Here is a 16,524-nt window from a genome sequence, read left to right as displayed (position 1 = left end):
GACAGTCATCCTTCTGCTTGCCGAACATCAATTCCACGATCTCCGAGACGATCTCCTGTTCGCCCAGCGTGCGAAACCGCTCGGGTGGAATCTCGCCGACCTTGCGGCCAAGCTTCAGCACCGAGATGCGGTCGCCGAAGGCAGCCGCCTCCTTGAGCTTGTGGGTGATGAAGACGATCGCAAGGCCCTGCTCGACAAGGCGGCGCATCAGCGCGCCCAGTTCGTCGATACCTTTCGGCGTCAGCATGGAGGTGGACTCGTCAAGGATGAGCAGCCGGCTGTTGCGCAGCATCGCGCGCAGGATCTCGACCTGCTGCTGCTCGCCGAGCGACAACTCCGATACCTTGGCTTGAAGCTTGACGGTGATGCCGAGCGTGCCGGTGATCTCGGCGACGCGCGCCGCCAGTTCCTCGGTCCTGGGGCGCTGCCACCACGGCCCGCCAAGCAGGAGGTTCTCCGCCACCGTCAGCGTCGGCACCAGCATCATGTGCTGGAATACGGTGCCTATGCCGAGTGCCAGCGCATGGCGTGGCGAGGTGATCGGCGTCGGTTTGCCGTCGACCAGTATGCGTCCTTCGTCAGGCTGCTGCAGGCCGGACAACATGCCGATCAATGTCGATTTTCCAGCGCCGTTCTCGCCCAGCAGCACATGCACTTCGCCCGGGCGGATCGACAGGTCGACGCTGTCATTGGCAACGATGCCGGGGAACCGTTTGGTCACGCCTTCAAGCGCGACGATGTCGCGCCCGGCAACGGACGATGAAGAAAAACCGCTCATGAAGCCCAGCACCAAAAAACAGGAATCGTCCGGAGGGGTGAACGGATCACCCCTCCGGCAGCCGACCATGATCGCCTTACTGGGCGACGCTGGTCATCAGTGCCCTTACGGCGGCCGCGTCATAGACCGGCTCGACCTTGATCTTGCCGGAAATGACGTCCTCGCGCAGCGCCTGGATTTCCGTCCAGACATTGTCCGGGATCGCAGCGGTCTTCAGCAACTTGACCGAGTCGTCCTTGAGGCCGATCGTATAGTGTTTGGTGCCGAACGTGTCCGCCTTCAGGTCGGCAATCATCGCCGCATAGACCGGCTCGATATTCCACACCACCGACGACAGCAGGAAGCCCTTGTCGATCGGTGACTTGTCGCCGATGACGTCGATGAAATAGACCTTGCCGCCATCGGCTGCCTTGGTCGTCTCGACCGCCTGCAGCATGCCGAAGCTCGAACCGTTGCCTTGGCCGAAGATGATGTCGGCGCCCGATGCGATCACGCTTTCGGTGACGCGCTTGCCGCCGGCCGCATCGCTGTAGGCGGCCGGGCCGATCACCGCGTAGGTGATCTTGACGTCCGGGTTCTCCGCCTTCACGCCTTGCGCGAACGCCGCCGACTGCGAATTCCACGATGGCGGTTCGCCCGACACCACGATGCCGACCGACTTGGAACGCGACACCTTGGCGGCGAGACGGCCGGCGAGATAGGCGCCCTCGTGGCCGCTCAGCGTATAGTCGGCGACAAGGCCCTTCTCCAGGCCGGCTGGCGTGTCGACGATTGCCACCGGAACTTTCAATTCCTTGGCGATTTCAGGCGCCGAGGTGTTGTAGCCGCTGGCATGCGCGATCAGCAGGCTGGCGCCGTCGGAGGCAAGTTCCCGCAAGGTCGGGCGAACATCGCCATAGCCGAGGCCCTGGGCCACGACCACTTCGACGCCGGCGGCCTTGCCAGCCGCCTTGGCGGCATCGATGCCTTGCTGGTTCCAGCCGTAGTCCGTGCCTTCTTCGGGCGTCAGGATGGCGATCGACTTGACCTCGCCGGCAAGCGCGCCGCTAATCAAGACACCGACTAATATAACTGCACTTACACTGCTCTTAAGAAGCTTTAACATGTTACCCTCTCTGTTGTTTCACCAATCAATATTCTTATTGTTATTGCGCGAAAGCGAGATAGACTGCCTAGGAAAAATTACATTGTGGAGCTCAGGCAAAGTGAAGATCCGTTATGCCCTTCCGGTGATGCTGGCGTTATCGTCCTTCGCCAACGCGGTTGAGTTGCACCATGTCGTCGTCCGCACCGGCACTGACGGGCTCGACATGGTTCCGTTGACGATTTCGAATGCGGGCAGCGAAGGCCTCTCCTGCAACGCCGACTTCGCCCACTGGTATTCGGCCGGGATCGCAACGATCGAGCCGGGCAAGAAGACCCGCGTCGAGCTCTGGTTCGATGCGAAGACCGGCACGTTCACGATCCTCAACGACAAGCGCGAGAACCTGCCCGTCGAGCGGCTGTGGTGCGGTCTGGCGAGCCGAGCATATGCCACCCGCGTGCAGATCACGCTCGACCGCACCGATGCGGCGAAAGGCGAGCGCGATGTGTCCTGCGCCATGGCGCAGGACAGCCTGGCCTGCCGGTAGGCGCTCATTCCCGCGTCCGTTCGAACATCGCGAGCCTCTTATTCCTTTGCCAGGAACGCGTCGGTGAAGACGTCGTCCGCCGACAGAGCCGCCTTGAGCACGCCCTGGTCCGTCAGCGTCTTTAGGGTCTCCTCCCACTGCGTCTTCGTCATCCAGCCGAGACCGTGTTCCTTGGTGTCCGGGCTGGTGAACGTCGAGGCGATGTCGGCATTGATCTGCGCCAGCAGTACGTCCTTCTTGTCCGCATAGCCGGGCGCTGCCTTGGCGGTGATCTCGGCGGCCTCTTCCGGATGAGCCACGACATAGTCGAAGGCCTCCCTATATGCCTTGACGAAGCGGCGCACGACGTCCGGCTTGTCCTTGATCATCGCCTGCGAGGTGAACAGGCCGGAGCCATAGGCTTTCCACCCATAGTCCGCCCCCATCATGATGCTGAGCGAGCCCGGGCCCCCGGCCTTCGCTTCCAGTTCGGGAACCTCCGCATCGATATAGCCGACGACCGTCTGAACCCGGCCAAGCAGCAAATAGCTTTCATAGGGAGGCGAGACGCTGTTCAGCGTCATGTCCTTTTCGGTCAGGCCATTGGCGGCCAGGAAGCCTTTGAAGAAGATGTAGGTGGAACCGGCCGGATGAATGCCGATGGTCAGTCCCTTGAGGTCGGACGGCTTGGTGAGCTTCAGCGTCTTGGCCAGCGAAATGATCCCCAGCGGCGAGTGCTGATTGACGGCTGCCAGCGCCACGACCGGGACATTCTGCGACCGTGCGACGGCAAGCGTGGGAAGATCGCCGAACCCGAAATCCGCGTTCTCATTGCCCACCAGCCGCATCGCGTCCGGCGAGCCGGATCCCTTGCGGATCTCGGCCACATCGATGTCGTTCTTGGCGAAGAAGCCCTTTTCCTTGCCGACGAAGAACATGGCGTGATTGCCGCGCACGACCCAGTCGAGCTGGACGTTGACCTTGTCCGCCGCCAGAGCCGCGCTGGAGAAGCCGAGTGCCGTGACAAACGCCGCGAAGGTAGCGGCCTTGATAAGTGAGCGTCTCAGCATTTTTGTTCCCTTTTATGAATTTGGTTGATCGAGCGGGCCTAGGATTGGCTGAATTTCGGCGCCCACGGCACCACGATGCGTTCTAGGATTTCGGCGGCGTAGTAGAAGGCGATGCCAAGCACGGAAACGAGCAGCAGCGCTGCGAAGACCAGCGCCGTGTCGAGCTGGGTCGACGCGAACTGGATGACGTAGCCGAGACCGTCCGACGCCCCGGCGAACTCACCGACGATGGCGCCGATCACGCTCAACGTGGCGGCGATCTTGGTTCCGGCCATCAGGTTCGGCAGCGAGTGCGGAACGCGGATCCTGAACAGGATCTGCGTCGGGCTGGCCCCGACGGAATTCATCAGCGACAGCAGCGAGCGGTCGACCGATTGCATGCCCGCCAGCATGGAGAGCGTCACCGGAAAGAAGGCGATGACCAGGATCAGGCCGATCTTGGGCGCCAGCCCATAGCCGAACCAGAGGATGAAGATCGGCGCGAGGGCGACTTTCGGCACGTTCTGGAACAGCACCACCAGTGGATACAGCGCGCGTCCCAACCAATCGAAGCGCACGATGACCAGCGCAATGGCAATGCCGACCACGACCGAGACCAGGAAGCCGAACAGGATCTCGCCCGCCGTCACCAGCGTCGCCTGCATCAGCGTGCCCCATTGCGCCACCAGCGACTTCGCGATTTCGGACGGGGCGGGAATGATGAAGGCGGATATGGCAAAGATCCGCACCGCGGCTTCCCACAGCACGATCGTCACCAGCAGGAGGATGACAGCCGGCAGCCAGCTGCCGGTCGCCGCACTCCAGCTGGAGGCGAGGCGCGGCTCGGAAAGGTCGATTATGGGTTGGTCGCTCAAGACGCGCCTCCCGGTTGATGGCTGGAGCGCAGCATCGTTCGCAACTGGACCACCAGCCTGACGAACTCCGGATCTTCGGTGACCGACAGGTCGCGCGGGTAAGGCAGCGCAATGTCGAGGCTCTCGGTGATCCGTCCCGGCTTGATCCCCAGCACATGAACATGGCGCGACAGATGGATGGCCTCGTCGATGGAATGGGTGACGAGCACGATCGTCTTGCCGGTCCGCTGCCAGATCTCCAGCAGCGACTGGCCCATCGAATCGCGGGTGATGGCATCGAGCGCGCCGAACGGTTCGTCCATCAGCAGGACCGCCGGATCGAGCGCCAGGGCCCGTGCAATGGCGACCCGCTGCCGCATGCCGCCCGACAGCTCGTTTGGCCGCTTGTGGGCGCTGTCGCCCAGCCCCACCAGTTCCAGCATCTCCTGCCCGCGCGCCCGCAGATCCGAGCGCGAGAGCGACTTGTCGGCGATGCCGAGCAGCATCGAGGCATTGTCGACGGCGTTTTTCCAGGGGAGCAGGTTGGCGTCCTGGAAGACGAGGCCGATCATCCGCTTGCGCGCCGCCTCGACCGGCGCGAGCCCGGCGATCGAAACGCTGCCCTGGGTAGGCTGCACCAGCCCGGCCAGCACCTTGAGCAAGGTGCTCTTGCCACATCCGGAAGGACCGATAAGGGAAACGAATGATCCCTTTGGCACCGAAAGATCGATGTTCCTGAGGATCAGCTGACGGGCCATGACCACCGAAACGCCCTTGGCGGAGATTAGATCGTCATGGCGGATATGGGCCGGCCTGTCGCCGGCGGCTCGGATGGTTTCAATGCGCATGGCTTGTCGCCCCGCGCGCTGTTTTCTGCCGCACCCGCACCATCTTGATGGCGAAGGCGCCCTTCACACAAACAGCCGACCGGTGGAACTCCTCAAACCGGCTGGCCCTGTGCGCACCATGTGACATTGGCTACTCCCGGCCTTCCAGGATGCGCCGCACCGCGACGAGCTTGCGCGCCCGTTCACCTTGCAGCGCCTTTGTCTGCTCGGGCGTGTAGGCAAACATGCCCTCGCCCGACTTGATGCCGAATTTCGACGCAGCCGTCTTCTCCAGAACCATCGGCGCCACATCGTCGCGGTTGGAGAGATCGGCATTCAGGAAGGACGAGACGGATTTGTAGATATCCAGCCCCGCCATATCGAGCAGCGCCATCGGGCCGATGACGGCGATCTTGTAGCCGATGCCCCACGACACGCAGGTGTCCAGGTCTTCCGGCTCGATGACGCCGCGCTCGACAAGATCGACCGCCTCGCGCAGCAGCGCATAGAGCACGCGGTTCTCGACGAAGCCTGGAACGTCCTTCTTCACCACCACCGGCAGCAGGCCGATCGAGCGGATGAGATCGCGGATAACAGCCACGGTTTCAGGCGCGGTCTTCTCGCCGCCGATCACCTCGATCATCGGGATGATGTGCGGCGGGTTCGACCAGTGCATGCCGACCATCCGCTCGGGATGCGAGATATGCGCCTGCAGCTTGGTGATCGGAATGCCCGACGTGTCGGACGCGACGATGACGGACGGGCCGATCAGCGGATCGATGTCACGATAGGTCTGCGCCTTGATGTCGATATTCTCGGGCACGTTCTCGATCACCAGTTCGGCGCCATCGACGGCCTCGGCGATCGTCTCGACGAAACGCACTTTGCCGGCACCAGTCCCGGGCGCCTCGATGTCGAGACGGTCGAGCACGCCGCCGGCAAGATCGAGCATGCCGCGGGCGCGCTCGATTGCCCCTGGCGAAACGTCATACGCCGTCACATCGAGCCCGCCGCGCGAAAGCCGCGCGGCGATGCCTGGACCCATCGTTCCCAGTCCGATGAGAGCGGCGCGCTTGATCATCATGCGGCCTTTGCGGGAGCAGCAGGGGTTGCCGCCTTGAAGGCCGGCCGAGCGGCGATCGCGGCCACCCAGCGCTCCAGATTGGGCATTGACGGCCGGTCGATCTTGAAGTCGACGCAGCGCTTCAGGATCGGCGCGCAGGCAATGTCGGCAAGGGTCAGCTTGCCGAGCGCCAGGAAGTCCTTGCCGGCCAGGTGGCCGTCGACGATCTTGAGCTGCGCGACAAGGTCCTTCACTTGTTCCTTGTATTCGGCGGTCTGTTCCTCGGGCGTGAGCTTGGCGCCCTTGAAGGCCGCCAGGTAGCCCGGATTGACTGCCGCCAGCAGGAAGTCCATCCAGCGCTCGACCTCGGTCTTTTCCGCCGGCGTGGCGCCATTCAACTGTTCGCCGCCGAATGCCGCGAGATAGCGCAGGATGGTGTTGGACTCCCAGATCACGGTGTCGCCGTCGACCAGCGTCGGCACCTTGGAGGTCGGGTTGAGCGCCTTGTATTCCGCCGTCTGCGTGTTCTCGAACTGGCGGCCATAATCCTCGCGCTTGTAGGACGCTCCCAACTCTTCGAGCATGAAGAGCACCTTCTGGACGTTGCCTGATGTCTGGCGGCCTAACAGCTTGTACATGTCTTCTCCTCGCTAGTGTCCAGGGCCTACTTGCTCGCCGGCAGCGGCTTGTAGACGATGGCGTCCATTTCGATCTTGGTGTTGATGACCGCTTTTGCCTCGACGGTCGTGCGCGCCAGAACGGCGTCGCCGATCCCTTCGAGGAACGCCTTGTTGTAGCGGCCGAAATCGCGCGTATCCTCGAGATAGGTGGTGATCCGCACGACATCCGACAGCGTCGCGCCTTCATGCGCGATGACGCGCGCGATGGTCTTCAGCGTCGCCAGCGTCTCTTCTTCGATCGTGCCGCTGATCATGTTGTTATTCTCGTCTTTCGGCACCTGGCCCGAGACGAAGATGAAATCGCCGGCACGCACCGCCGGATGAAACGGCAGGTTCGGGTTCTTGTTGCCGATGGCGTAGTGGCTGGCGGATTTTCGCGTGCTGTCGCTCAACATATCCCCCTAGAGAACGCTGGTTTCGATGATGTCGACGCCGCGGATGCGATCGATCAGGTAGACGATGCCGCGGTCGTCGATGGTCACGTCGTTGGACGAGGAACGCTCCGCGCCCTCCGGCGCGTCGGGCATGAAATGACCGACTTCCTTTGGCGCGAACGGATCGGCGATGTCGACGAGGCGCAGCCCCTGCGCGAACCACGCAAACGGAATGACGGTTCCATTGAACCGCTCGGAAGGCTGATGGCAGCCGGTCATCTGAGGCTGCGGTGAACCGTCCGTGTCGAGGCCTGGCACCTGGAAGGTCGAGATCGGCAACGGGTTGGTCTCATCAGTGATGTCGTAAATCCAGGTGAAGGCCGGCGGCGATGGCCGAAGCTTGGCGACATCCTCGTCCGCCACCACCATGATGTTGCGGCCTTTGAGCGGCTGTGGAATCGGCAGGCAGGTGTGCGTGGGATGCGGAAAGCTCGGGCTCGAATTGACGTGCGAGACCAGCTTCGGCTTGGTGATGTCCGAAATGTCGAGGATGAACAAGCCATGATGCCAGTAGCTGACATAGAGCCTGTCGCCCATTCGCAGCGGATGGTGACAGCGCGGCGTGACATAGTCGTGCCAAGGATACTCTTCGCCGCCCCCGGTCCACTGGCCCGGTATCCACCAGCGTCCGACCTCGACCGGCTTCGCGGGATCGATCAGGTCGAGGATCATCACGATGTTGCCGACATAACCGTCGGCGGTCGGCGATATGTAGGCGTAACGGCCGTCGAAGTCGTAGCGGTGGACGCCCTTGCCGCCGGTTATCCATTTCGAGATGAGCTTCGGCTGTGCCGGCTTGGTGGTGTCGTAGAGCGCCAGTCCGCCGCCGAAATCAGCCGGGCCGGCGTCGCCAAAGCGCTCGTGGTTGATGATCATCAGTCCGTCCTTGGCGCGCACCTTGTGCGAGTGCCAACCGGGCGGGACATCGATCGTCGTAATTTTGCGCGGATTGCGCGGGTCGGAAATGTCGACCAGCGTCGTGCCGCTCGGCGGCCGCATGTGGCCGATATAAAGGATGTTGCCGTCGACCCAGACCTGACCGCCGCCTGGGCAGTCGACATGGCCGATCTGCTTTGTGTTGAACGCCGAAACCAAATGCATACGCCCTTGCTGCTGAAATTCCATTTCGATGTCCACGCCGCCAATGGCGGCGTGGACATTGCCTGCCGGAGGACCGGAACTAGACGAGACGGAGCAGATCGCCGGCCTGGTTGCGGCCCCAGCGCTTGTAGAGGAGCAGCGCCTTCTGCGTCGGCGCATCGGTGGCGCCGAAGAAGATCACCGGCTCGCTCGACGAGCCGTTGACATGCTCGACCCAGGAACCGCCGGGTATGGCGATGGTGTCGAACTGGTTCCAGTCATAGCGTTTGCCGTCGATGATCGAATGGCCGTTGCCGCGGAACGGCGCCAAGAGCAGGCTGGCGGTCTCGCGCTGCGGCAAGGTCTTCTCGCCGGGGCGCAGCATCTGCACGTAGAAATTGATGGTGTGGAAGACGGGTCCGCCGGTCGTCGGATCGACATAGTCGATGACGATGCCTTCATGGGGGTCGCCATCCCAATCCTTGTGGGCGTCGAGAACCGCTTCCATCTTCTCCCAGCGATAGACATACATCGGCGACGACAGGCCGCCGCCGCGCTTGTGGTCGACGAAACGCGGCATCAGGCCGCCTTCGCCATAGATGCGCTGTGAGTAGTCGCTGGGGTAGCGGGCGGTCTGCACCTTCTTCTCGACTTCCTTGCCGTCGACCATCTCCGTGTATTTGTGATCGAAATGGACGGCATGCAGCGTTTCGACCAGCGGCAGGTCGAGCACCGACAGGTTGACCGCCTGCTCGCCGCCAACGGTGCCATGATTGTGCCAGGCGTCGTTGGGCGTCAGCACCATGTCGCCCGGGCCGAAGACCACGTCTTCGCCCTCGACGCCGGTGAAATTGCCCTTGCCCGTCAGGCCGAAGCGGATGGCGCTCGGCGAGTGCTTGTGCGGCGGCATGATCTCGTCGGGATCGTTCAAGCGGTAGGCGGTGTACATGGTGCTGACCGATGCACGCTTGGGTGCAAGACCGGGATTGACGAGGATCAGCGAACGGCGCTCGCTGTCGTCCATGGTCACCAGTTCGGCGGCGCGCTGGAGCAGGGGCTCGATGTCCGAATAGGACCACACGAAGGGAACGGCTTTCGACGTCGCCATCAACTGCTTGATCTCGTCATGGTCGACGCCTTCCGACGTCGCCCAGAACGGAAACATGTTCTTTGCGTAGAGGGCGTCGTAGAGGCCCTTGAGTGCCGCCTTCTTGTTGGTGAGCACATCGTTAGCTGGTTGCGCCAGGGACATATCGGACACCTCTCGTCACGAAGAAAATACTTCTAACCAACTCAACCGTATTCGCATTGGTTTTGCTCGACAATACCCAAATTGCGAATCTTATAAGTTTTTGGTTGAGGTGCATTTTTGAGTGGCAAATGCCCAGAAATAGGCAGAAACAGCCTAGAAATGCACGGAATTCAGCTCACAATCAGGGCGTGAAACCGCTTCGTCACGGCCATGCTGGCGCGCATGACAGTCCAACCAACGCAGTTTTTCAGTCTCAACCAAAAGACTTTGGTTGTATTCCGGCCGCCTTATCAGGCAGCCACGCTCTGTTGAGCGCGGCTGCGGATCAGATCCGCGGCCTTTTCGGCGATCATGATGACCGCCGCATTGATGTTGCCGCAAACGAGGTCGGGCATGACCGAGGCGTCCACGACACGAAGCCCGGCAATGCCGCGCACCCGCAATTCCGGATCGACCACCGATGCCGCATCGACGCCCATGCGGCACGTGCCGGCCGGATGATGCACGGTGATCGAGGTCTTGCGGATGTGCTCGTCGATCTCTTCGTCGCTCTCGCATTTCGGGCCGGGGAAGAACTCCGCGCCGACGAACGGAGCCATGGACGGCTGGCTGGCAAGGTTGCGTGCAACACGAAAGCCGGCGCGAAGCGACTGCCAGTCGCGCTGCGAGGACAGGAAATTCTGATGGATCAGGGGCGCGGCAACCGGATCGCTCGACGCCAGCTTGACGCTGCCGCGGCTCTCCGGCTGCACCGCAACGATACGGGTCGCAAAGCCGTCGGCGAACGGCGCCTTGAACGGCGACATGTAAGGCCATGCCCCAAGCGGCGCGGCGGTGAAAAGCAGCTGTACGTCCGGCAACGGCCGGCTTGTGTCGCTTTTCAGGAATGCCACGACGCCGCCAGGCACATCTCCCGAAAAGCCCTTTCCGGTGAGATAAGTCCTGACGAAATCCAGCCCGATACGATCGGCCCGCATCATCTTGAGAAACGGTCCAGGCTGTTTGCGCCGATACATCACGATAACCGAAACGTGGTCCTGCAGATTCTTGCCGACTTGCGCACGATCGACCTTCGTCTCGATGCCATGCGCCGCCAGCTCGCCGCTGTCGCCTATGCCTGACAGCATCATCAGCTGCGGCGTGTTGATGACGCCGCCGGCAAGCAGAACTTCGCGCCGCGCCAGAACTTCATGGCTCGCCCCGCCTCTGGTGTAGGCAATGCCGGCTGCGCGGCCATCCCTGAGCAGGATCTTCGTCGCCATCGCGCCGGTCAGCACCTTGACATTGCCGCGCCGCATGGCGGGCCGCAGATAGGCGGTTGCGGTCGAGCAGCGGCGGCCGTTGGCAATTGTCATCTGCAGCCGGCCGAAGCCTTCCTGTATGGCGCCGTTATAGTCATCGGTCTGCGGGTATCCGGCATCACGGCTGGCTGTGGCGAAGGCATCGATCAGTTCGTCCTTGTAGCGGCAGAACTGGGTGTTCAGCGGCCCGCTGCCGCCACGGTACCGGCTTTCGCCCGCTTCCCAGCGCTCCTGCTTCTTGAAGTAGGGCAGCACCTTGTCGAACGACCAGTCCGTCAGGCCGCTTGCCGCCCAGCGATCGTAGTCGCCGCGATTGCCGCGCACATAAGCCATGGCGTTGGTGGAGGAAGAGCCGCCGATGACCTTGCCGCGCGCGCATTCGACCTTGCGGCCGCCGACATTGGCCTCGGGCTCGCAGAAATACATCCAGTCGTGGCGGCGCTCCGTCAGTATCTTGCCCCAGCCGAGCGGGATGTGGATCATCGGATCGCGGTCCCAATCCCCCGCCTCCAACAAAAGCACCGACACGGCAGGGTCTTCGCTCAGCCGGTTCGCCAGCACGCAGCCGGCCGATCCCGCACCGACAATGACGTAGTCAAAGGTTTCGCCAGCCGGCATGCGTGATCCTCGGGAGAAAGACGTCTGCCGCGATGGCAACCGTCGACATGGGCAGTCAACCATCGCGCAACTGGTGTTGTCAACCATTGCGTACAGTTGTAGATTGGTTGAATTGGTTGAGTGCCGTCGAACAGGTTTTCGTGTCACAATATGATGTCGGGACGTTGAGTCGGCGGTCTGCCGATCGGACAGGAGATTTGGTTTTGAGCGCATTCGAGCCGCAGGTCGGACCATCTGATCTCGACGACATCATCGCCGCGGTCCGCCAGTTGCAGCAGGGCGGCGGCAAGCTTCCGTCCGAGCGCGATCTTGCGGAACATCTGAGCGTCAAGCGCCATCAGCTTCGCAAGGCGCTTGAAGTGCTGCGCCTTTCAGGCGACCTCAAACCGGCGCGCGCCAGGCGGGCGCCGACCGCCCTTCCGAGATATGGCGAGGAACTGGTCAGGGTAACCAATCCGATCGAGGTCCTGGAATTGCGCCTGATTATGGAGCCGGGCCTTGCCCGACTGGCGTCGCTGCGCGCCTCCTCTTTCGAGACGGCGCGGATCCTCGACGCGGCAACCACGCCGGAGAACGCCCCGTCGGGTGAGGTCGACTTCGCTTTCCATCTCGCGATCGTTGCCGCGGCCCGCAACCACCTCGCCGCGGAATTCTACAAGATGCTGCGCCAGGTCGGTGTCGATGCGCGGGTGAAGGTTGCGCGCACCGCGGCACCCACCTGCCCCAAGCGGATCGCCCACCGCGACGGCGAGCATCGCCTGATCGCCGAAGCGATCTCGCAGCGCGACCCCGAAGCGGCAGAGGCCGCAATGCGCGCGCACCTTCTGTCGGTGCAGAGACAGATCATGGAACGGTCGAATGCCGGCGCCTTTGCCGCGTGATCGCATCACCTCTGACATCGAGCCTGTGCGGGGAATTTCAAATTGAAACGTCATTTCGACGTGCTGGTCATCGGCGCGGGATCCGCTGGCTCGGTTGTTGCCAGCCGTCTCAGTGAAGACCGGTCGTGCCAGGTCGGCCTCATCGAAGCCGGGACGATGCCGGCCGATCCCGACATCGCCGACCCGCTGAAATGGACGATGCTCCAGGGCCGCGCCTACGACTGGAGCTATCGGACCGTGCCCCAGCCCTTCACCGCCAACCGCGTCCATGAATGGCCGCGCGGCAAAATCGTCGGCGGCTCGAGCTGCCTGCATGCAATGGCCTATGTGCGCGGCCATCCCGATGATTTCGACCCCTGGGTGCAAGCCGGCGGCGAGCGCTGGTCCTATCGGGGGTTGTTGCCGGGCTTCATCCGCAGCGAAGCCTTCACCGCTTTCGACGGGCCAACACGCGGCAAGAGCGGCCCGCTGGACGTCTATCTGCCGGACGCCGAGGTCAGTCCGGTCGTGCGTGCCTACATCGCCGCCGGGCGATCCATGGGGGCTCCCGCCCTGAGCGACCACAACAGCGGCGAGCTGGTCGGCACCAGCCCCAATTCACTCAACATACGCGACGGCAAGCGCCTGAGCGTCGCCGACGCCTATCTGCCGCCGCGGGTCATGGCGCGGCCGAACCTAACCTTGCTCGCCGGCCACGAGGTCGAGCATCTGGTGCTGGACGGCCACAGGGTCACGGGCGTGAGCGTGGTCTGCGAGGGCCAGACCAGAACGCTCTGTGCCGACCGGATTGTCCTTTGCGCCGGCGCCGCGTCCACGCCGCTCATCCTCATGCGGTCGGGCATTGGTTGCCCGGATACGCTGAAGCAGGCTGACATACGCTGCCTTGCCGATCGCAGCGAGGTGGGCCGCAACCTGCAGGATCATCTGCTGGCTCTTGGAAATGTCTACAGCACCAAAAAGCCGGTGCCGCCTTCCCGCCTGCAGCACTCCGAATCGCTGATGTATCTGCACAGCGACGACCCGATCCGCTCCATGGGAAGTCCCGATATCGTGCTCGCCTGCGTCGTCGCTCCGTCGGCGGCCGAGGGCCTGAATGCCCCGCTTTATGGCTCGGCCTTTACCATCCTTTGCGGCGTCACCCATCCGACAAGCCGCGGGCGCATCACACCGAGCGGGCCGGGCCGCAACGATGCGCCGGTCATCGATCCGCATTATCTCGAAACCGAACACGATCGCGCGACATTCAGGATGGCGTTGAAGCGGGCGCGCATGGTCGGCCATCATGAGGCCCTGGACGAATGGCGCGATACGGAGATCCTGCCAGGCGCACCGGTTCGGTCCGATGCCGAACTCGATGCTTTCATCGCCAGGGCTGCTTCCACCCATCATCATCCGGCCGGCACCTGCCGGATGGGTCTTGACACCGAGGCCGTCGTCGATCCTGACTTGCGGCTGAACGGCTTCGACAATGCCTTTGTCGTCGACGCCTCGGTGATGCCGGCGATCCCGAGCGGACCGATCAACGCGGCGATCGTCGCCATCGCCGAAACCTGGGCGGCGTCTTCTCGGGTTACCCCGCCGGCAGCGTGAGGGCGTCCGCGTCCGACAATTCCCCTGGCTCCGGTTCCCGGCGACTATCAGCTATGGAGATGCGTCAGCTCAAACGCGGCTCCGTCCTGGACGCCGGCCATGCGCTGCTCGGCGGACCGGAACATGTCCGCGAACTCCACCTGGTTCTCGAACACCACGCCGCCGACCTTGACCGTCAAGGCATCCTCGGTGCCTTTTGGCGCGAAATAGACTTGTGCGATGCGCGCCCTGATACGCTCGCCGATTTCCCTGGCTTCTGCTTCGGTCGCGCCGGCGAGGAAGACCCCGAACATCGACGTCCCCATGCGTCCAACCAGATCCTCCGCGCGCACTGACGATTGTATGGTTGAGGCTATGAGCCGCAAGGCTTGATCGCCCCATTCAAGACCAAAGCGCAGGTTGATGGACCGCAGATGCTCCGAATGGATGACCAGGAAGGCGCCGGATTTCGGCCCCGGCACCGACGGCCTTGCGGTTCTTTTTTCGACCATCGACGTGAAGACCGCTCCGTTCAGGCAGCCGGTCGTGGTGTCGAAGGTTGCCGACTTGTCGAGTTCCCGGCGATAGCGACGAAGCTCGATCTGTTTCAATCCAACGAACAGAAAAAGCGGAACACCAAGAACGACAGGCAACAGGATTGCCGTGACCATGCTGCGCCCAAATGGCGTCAGCGCCTCCGAGAACAGAAGCAGATAATTGAGACCGACGGAAACGCCCAGGATTGCAGCGGTTCCCAGAAAGGTCAGCAAAGCGACGCCTTTCCATGCCTGGTCGGTGGTGCTCGCCATAGTCTTTGTCACTGGCCGATCTCCTGTGGATGGGCTTGTATAAGGCCGGTGTGTTGCAATTTCAGTTTCAAGGAACATTGCAATTTAATCGATTGCGCGATGACCCCATCAAGGCTGCGCCCGTGGCGGTTAACAAACAAAACATCAGGGATTGAATGACAGCCTATTGTGCCGGGCCGAACATGCCCATCTCCGCGTCCCTGGCTGTCGCCTCCGCCTTGCCGTAGATGCCGCTCGGCAGCGCCGTGGCCCAGCCGTTGGAGACAAGCCAGGCGCCAACATCCTGCTTGCCCAGCCTGCACGGTGCGGCGACGGCAAAACGCTCGACGTCCGGCGGTACGAAACAGTGCAGCGCGCGTCCCCTCAGCCAGGAATTGAAAACGGCGCGGGCGCGTACGCCGCAAGGCCAGGTGACGTCATGAAACGAGCAGGAGCTGTCGAGATCGATGCCTCGCACTCCGCTGATGAACACCTTGCGGCCCATGGCTTCGAACATCGCCGATGATGTGACAACCGGGCGGTAGAGCAAGACCTCCCGCCAATCCCTGGGCATCGGCGTTTTCGGGGGCACGGCGAGACCGAGCTCGCTGAGCGGCGGACGGGGCTCGGCCCGTTCGATCTCAGCGGGATCAAGCCGTGGTGGAGCGATCAGGTCTTGAGCAACCTTGCGCGCCGGCTCCAGGCGTTGTGCGCCGGCAACCGGGGCAAACGGCCGGACAGGCTGCGTGTCGTCAACATCTGGCGACCGGGCACGGACAGGCTGATCGACCGAAAGCAACGCCCCGCCCTGAATGATCAGCAGGATCCCGGCCAGGAGCAGGAGGCTTCCAAGTGCGATCGCCAAGCGGCTGCGGCCCGGCCTGGCCATCAGCTTGAACAGGATCCCAGGGATTTGCGCCGGTCAGAAACCCGACGTCGATTTGGCAACCAGCTTGAGCGCACCTTTTTCAATCCGATAGAACGGCATCGAGCGTTGGCTGGATCCGTCGGCCCGAAACCGGAACAGGCCGGTCGACCCGCGAAAGCCGTTTGGATTCTCGAGAGTTTTTTTGCTGAAACCATCGGGCCCGACCGCGCTGGCAATCCCTGCCGTCAGGGCAACCATATCATAGGCGTAGGCCACATTGACGTCAGCCGGATAGTTGTATGTCGTCCTGAAGCGGTCGGCGATCGGCCCGGTTTCGCTTGGATCGAGCGTGGCGATAAACGCCCCCTCGAAGAGCGGATCCATGGGGTGCTCCAGCCAACGGTTCGTCCCGACGACGGAGATCGTCTTTCCCGGAATGCCCTTCGATTTGAGGGCGGCAAGGACAGGCGACGGACTGCCATTGCCGCTGGCGACGATGACGGCGTCGGGGGCGTCCACGAGTGAGCCCATTTCGTCGACCGTCTTCGCGCCGTCGCCGGCAGAATATCGGAGAGTGACCGCGAGCGCCGCGCCGTAGATGCTGAGGCTGTTTGCGACCCGCTTCTCCATGGCGCCGGCGTTTGGGCCATCCGCGACAAGCAGTACGAACTTCTTGCTGCCTTTCGCGGCCAGTCCCGCGGCGCCCGCGGCGGCGCTGTCCGCTTCGCCAAGGAGCACGGCATAGACCCCGGGGCCGCCGGCGAAATTGTCGGCGAGCGCCAGGACCGGTGGCCGCTTCGACCCCGACAGCGTGGCAATATGCTGGGCCGCCGGCAGCTCGGTCGGGCCGATGACGACTTTAGACCCCGCCG

Annotated in this window: 17 protein-coding genes; 3 read left to right on the top strand and 14 right to left on the bottom strand. The window is 62.9% G+C overall.

All coding sequences use genetic code 11. The features are described from left to right. Positions 1 to 778 (bottom strand): ATP-binding cassette domain-containing protein (locus EN969_RS02340; protein WP_127418981.1); only part of this gene is annotated, 778 nt, incomplete at its 3' end. Positions 779 to 854: 76 nt separating this feature from the next. Continuing rightward, positions 855 to 1,883: a BMP family protein gene (locus EN969_RS02335; RefSeq protein ID WP_063168892.1), complete on the bottom strand. Its 1,029-nt coding sequence runs from the start codon at positions 1,881 to 1,883 to the stop codon at positions 855 to 857. A gap of 100 nt (positions 1,884 to 1,983) precedes the next feature. Here EN969_RS02335 and EN969_RS02330 point away from each other — a divergent pair, with 100 nt between their 5' ends. Beyond that, entirely contained in the window at positions 1,984 to 2,409 is a 426-nt protein-coding gene (locus EN969_RS02330; protein ID WP_063168893.1) for a hypothetical protein, read from the top strand. Between the two features lie 38 nt (positions 2,410 to 2,447). On the opposite strand, the gene EN969_RS02325 is transcribed toward EN969_RS02330, so the two are convergent. From EN969_RS02325 to EN969_RS02285, 9 genes are all read right to left on the bottom strand, one after another. Then, complete coding sequence (locus EN969_RS02325) at positions 2,448 to 3,458, bottom strand: ABC transporter substrate-binding protein (RefSeq protein WP_013529865.1); 1,011 nt, start codon at positions 3,456 to 3,458, stop codon at positions 2,448 to 2,450. Between the two features lie 38 nt (positions 3,459 to 3,496). Beyond that, on the bottom strand, positions 3,497 to 4,312 hold the full coding sequence (locus EN969_RS02320; RefSeq protein WP_013529864.1) for an ABC transporter permease: 816 nt from the start codon (positions 4,310 to 4,312) through the stop codon (positions 3,497 to 3,499). Further along, positions 4,309 to 5,139 (bottom strand): ABC transporter ATP-binding protein, encoded by an 831-nt coding sequence (locus tag EN969_RS02315; protein WP_013529863.1) that lies wholly within the window; start codon positions 5,137 to 5,139, stop codon positions 4,309 to 4,311. The genes EN969_RS02320 and EN969_RS02315 overlap by 4 nt, the downstream gene beginning before the upstream one ends. A 130-nt stretch (positions 5,140 to 5,269) precedes the next feature. Continuing rightward, positions 5,270 to 6,199 (bottom strand): 5-formyl-3-hydroxy-2-methylpyridine 4-carboxylate 5-dehydrogenase, encoded by a 930-nt coding sequence (fhmpcd1, locus tag EN969_RS02310; RefSeq protein WP_024505124.1) that lies wholly within the window; start codon positions 6,197 to 6,199, stop codon positions 5,270 to 5,272. Beyond that, complete coding sequence (locus EN969_RS02305) at positions 6,199 to 6,819, bottom strand: glutathione S-transferase family protein (protein ID WP_127418980.1); 621 nt, start codon at positions 6,817 to 6,819, stop codon at positions 6,199 to 6,201. Before EN969_RS02305 ends, fhmpcd1 begins: the two co-directional genes overlap by 1 nt. Before the next feature lie 26 nt (positions 6,820 to 6,845). Continuing rightward, positions 6,846 to 7,256 carry a RidA family protein gene (locus tag EN969_RS02300; protein ID WP_013529860.1) on the bottom strand — a complete coding sequence of 137 codons (411 nt, stop codon included), beginning with the start codon at positions 7,254 to 7,256 and terminating at the stop codon, positions 6,846 to 6,848. Between the two features lie 6 nt (positions 7,257 to 7,262). Next, a complete protein-coding gene (locus EN969_RS02295) occupies positions 7,263 to 8,420 on the bottom strand; it encodes a hypothetical protein (RefSeq protein WP_013529859.1) in 1,158 nt (385 codons plus the stop codon). Between the two features lie 55 nt (positions 8,421 to 8,475). Then, positions 8,476 to 9,627, bottom strand: coding sequence for a cupin domain-containing protein (locus EN969_RS02290; protein WP_024505127.1), 1,152 nt, complete (start codon positions 9,625 to 9,627; stop codon positions 8,476 to 8,478). A gap of 290 nt (positions 9,628 to 9,917) precedes the next feature. Further along, positions 9,918 to 11,546 (bottom strand): choline dehydrogenase, encoded by a 1,629-nt coding sequence (locus tag EN969_RS02285; protein WP_063168894.1) that lies wholly within the window; start codon positions 11,544 to 11,546, stop codon positions 9,918 to 9,920. Between the two features lie 32 nt (positions 11,547 to 11,578). Here EN969_RS02285 and EN969_RS02280 point away from each other — a divergent pair, with 32 nt between their 5' ends. Both EN969_RS02280 and EN969_RS02275 read left to right on the top strand, forming a co-directional pair. Beyond that, positions 11,579 to 12,427 carry an FCD domain-containing protein gene (locus EN969_RS02280; RefSeq protein ID WP_245467407.1) on the top strand — a complete coding sequence of 283 codons (849 nt, stop codon included), beginning with the start codon at positions 11,579 to 11,581 and terminating at the stop codon, positions 12,425 to 12,427. A gap of 42 nt (positions 12,428 to 12,469) precedes the next feature. Beyond that, a complete protein-coding gene (locus tag EN969_RS02275; RefSeq protein ID WP_063168895.1) occupies positions 12,470 to 14,017 on the top strand; it encodes a GMC family oxidoreductase N-terminal domain-containing protein in 1,548 nt (515 codons plus the stop codon). 47 nt (positions 14,018 to 14,064) lie between these two features. On the opposite strand, the gene EN969_RS02270 is transcribed toward EN969_RS02275, so the two are convergent. From EN969_RS02270 to EN969_RS02260, 3 genes are all read right to left on the bottom strand, one after another. Continuing rightward, a complete protein-coding gene (locus EN969_RS02270; protein WP_082826542.1) occupies positions 14,065 to 14,817 on the bottom strand; it encodes a GGDEF domain-containing protein in 753 nt (250 codons plus the stop codon). Between the two features lie 151 nt (positions 14,818 to 14,968). Then, on the bottom strand, positions 14,969 to 15,673 hold the full coding sequence (locus tag EN969_RS02265; protein WP_063168897.1) for a hypothetical protein: 705 nt from the start codon (positions 15,671 to 15,673) through the stop codon (positions 14,969 to 14,971). A gap of 33 nt (positions 15,674 to 15,706) precedes the next feature. Next, the coding region (locus EN969_RS02260) for an ABC transporter substrate-binding protein (RefSeq protein ID WP_127418979.1) at positions 15,707 to 16,524 on the bottom strand (818 nt) is incomplete at its 5' end.

Source organism: Mesorhizobium sp. M7A.F.Ca.CA.003.01.2.1 (assembly GCF_003998945.1).
Classification (GTDB): Bacteria; Pseudomonadota; Alphaproteobacteria; order Rhizobiales; family Rhizobiaceae; genus Mesorhizobium; species Mesorhizobium ciceri.
Note: the sequence above shows the minus strand (reverse complement) of the source record. Positions and strands in the feature narration are given on the sequence as shown.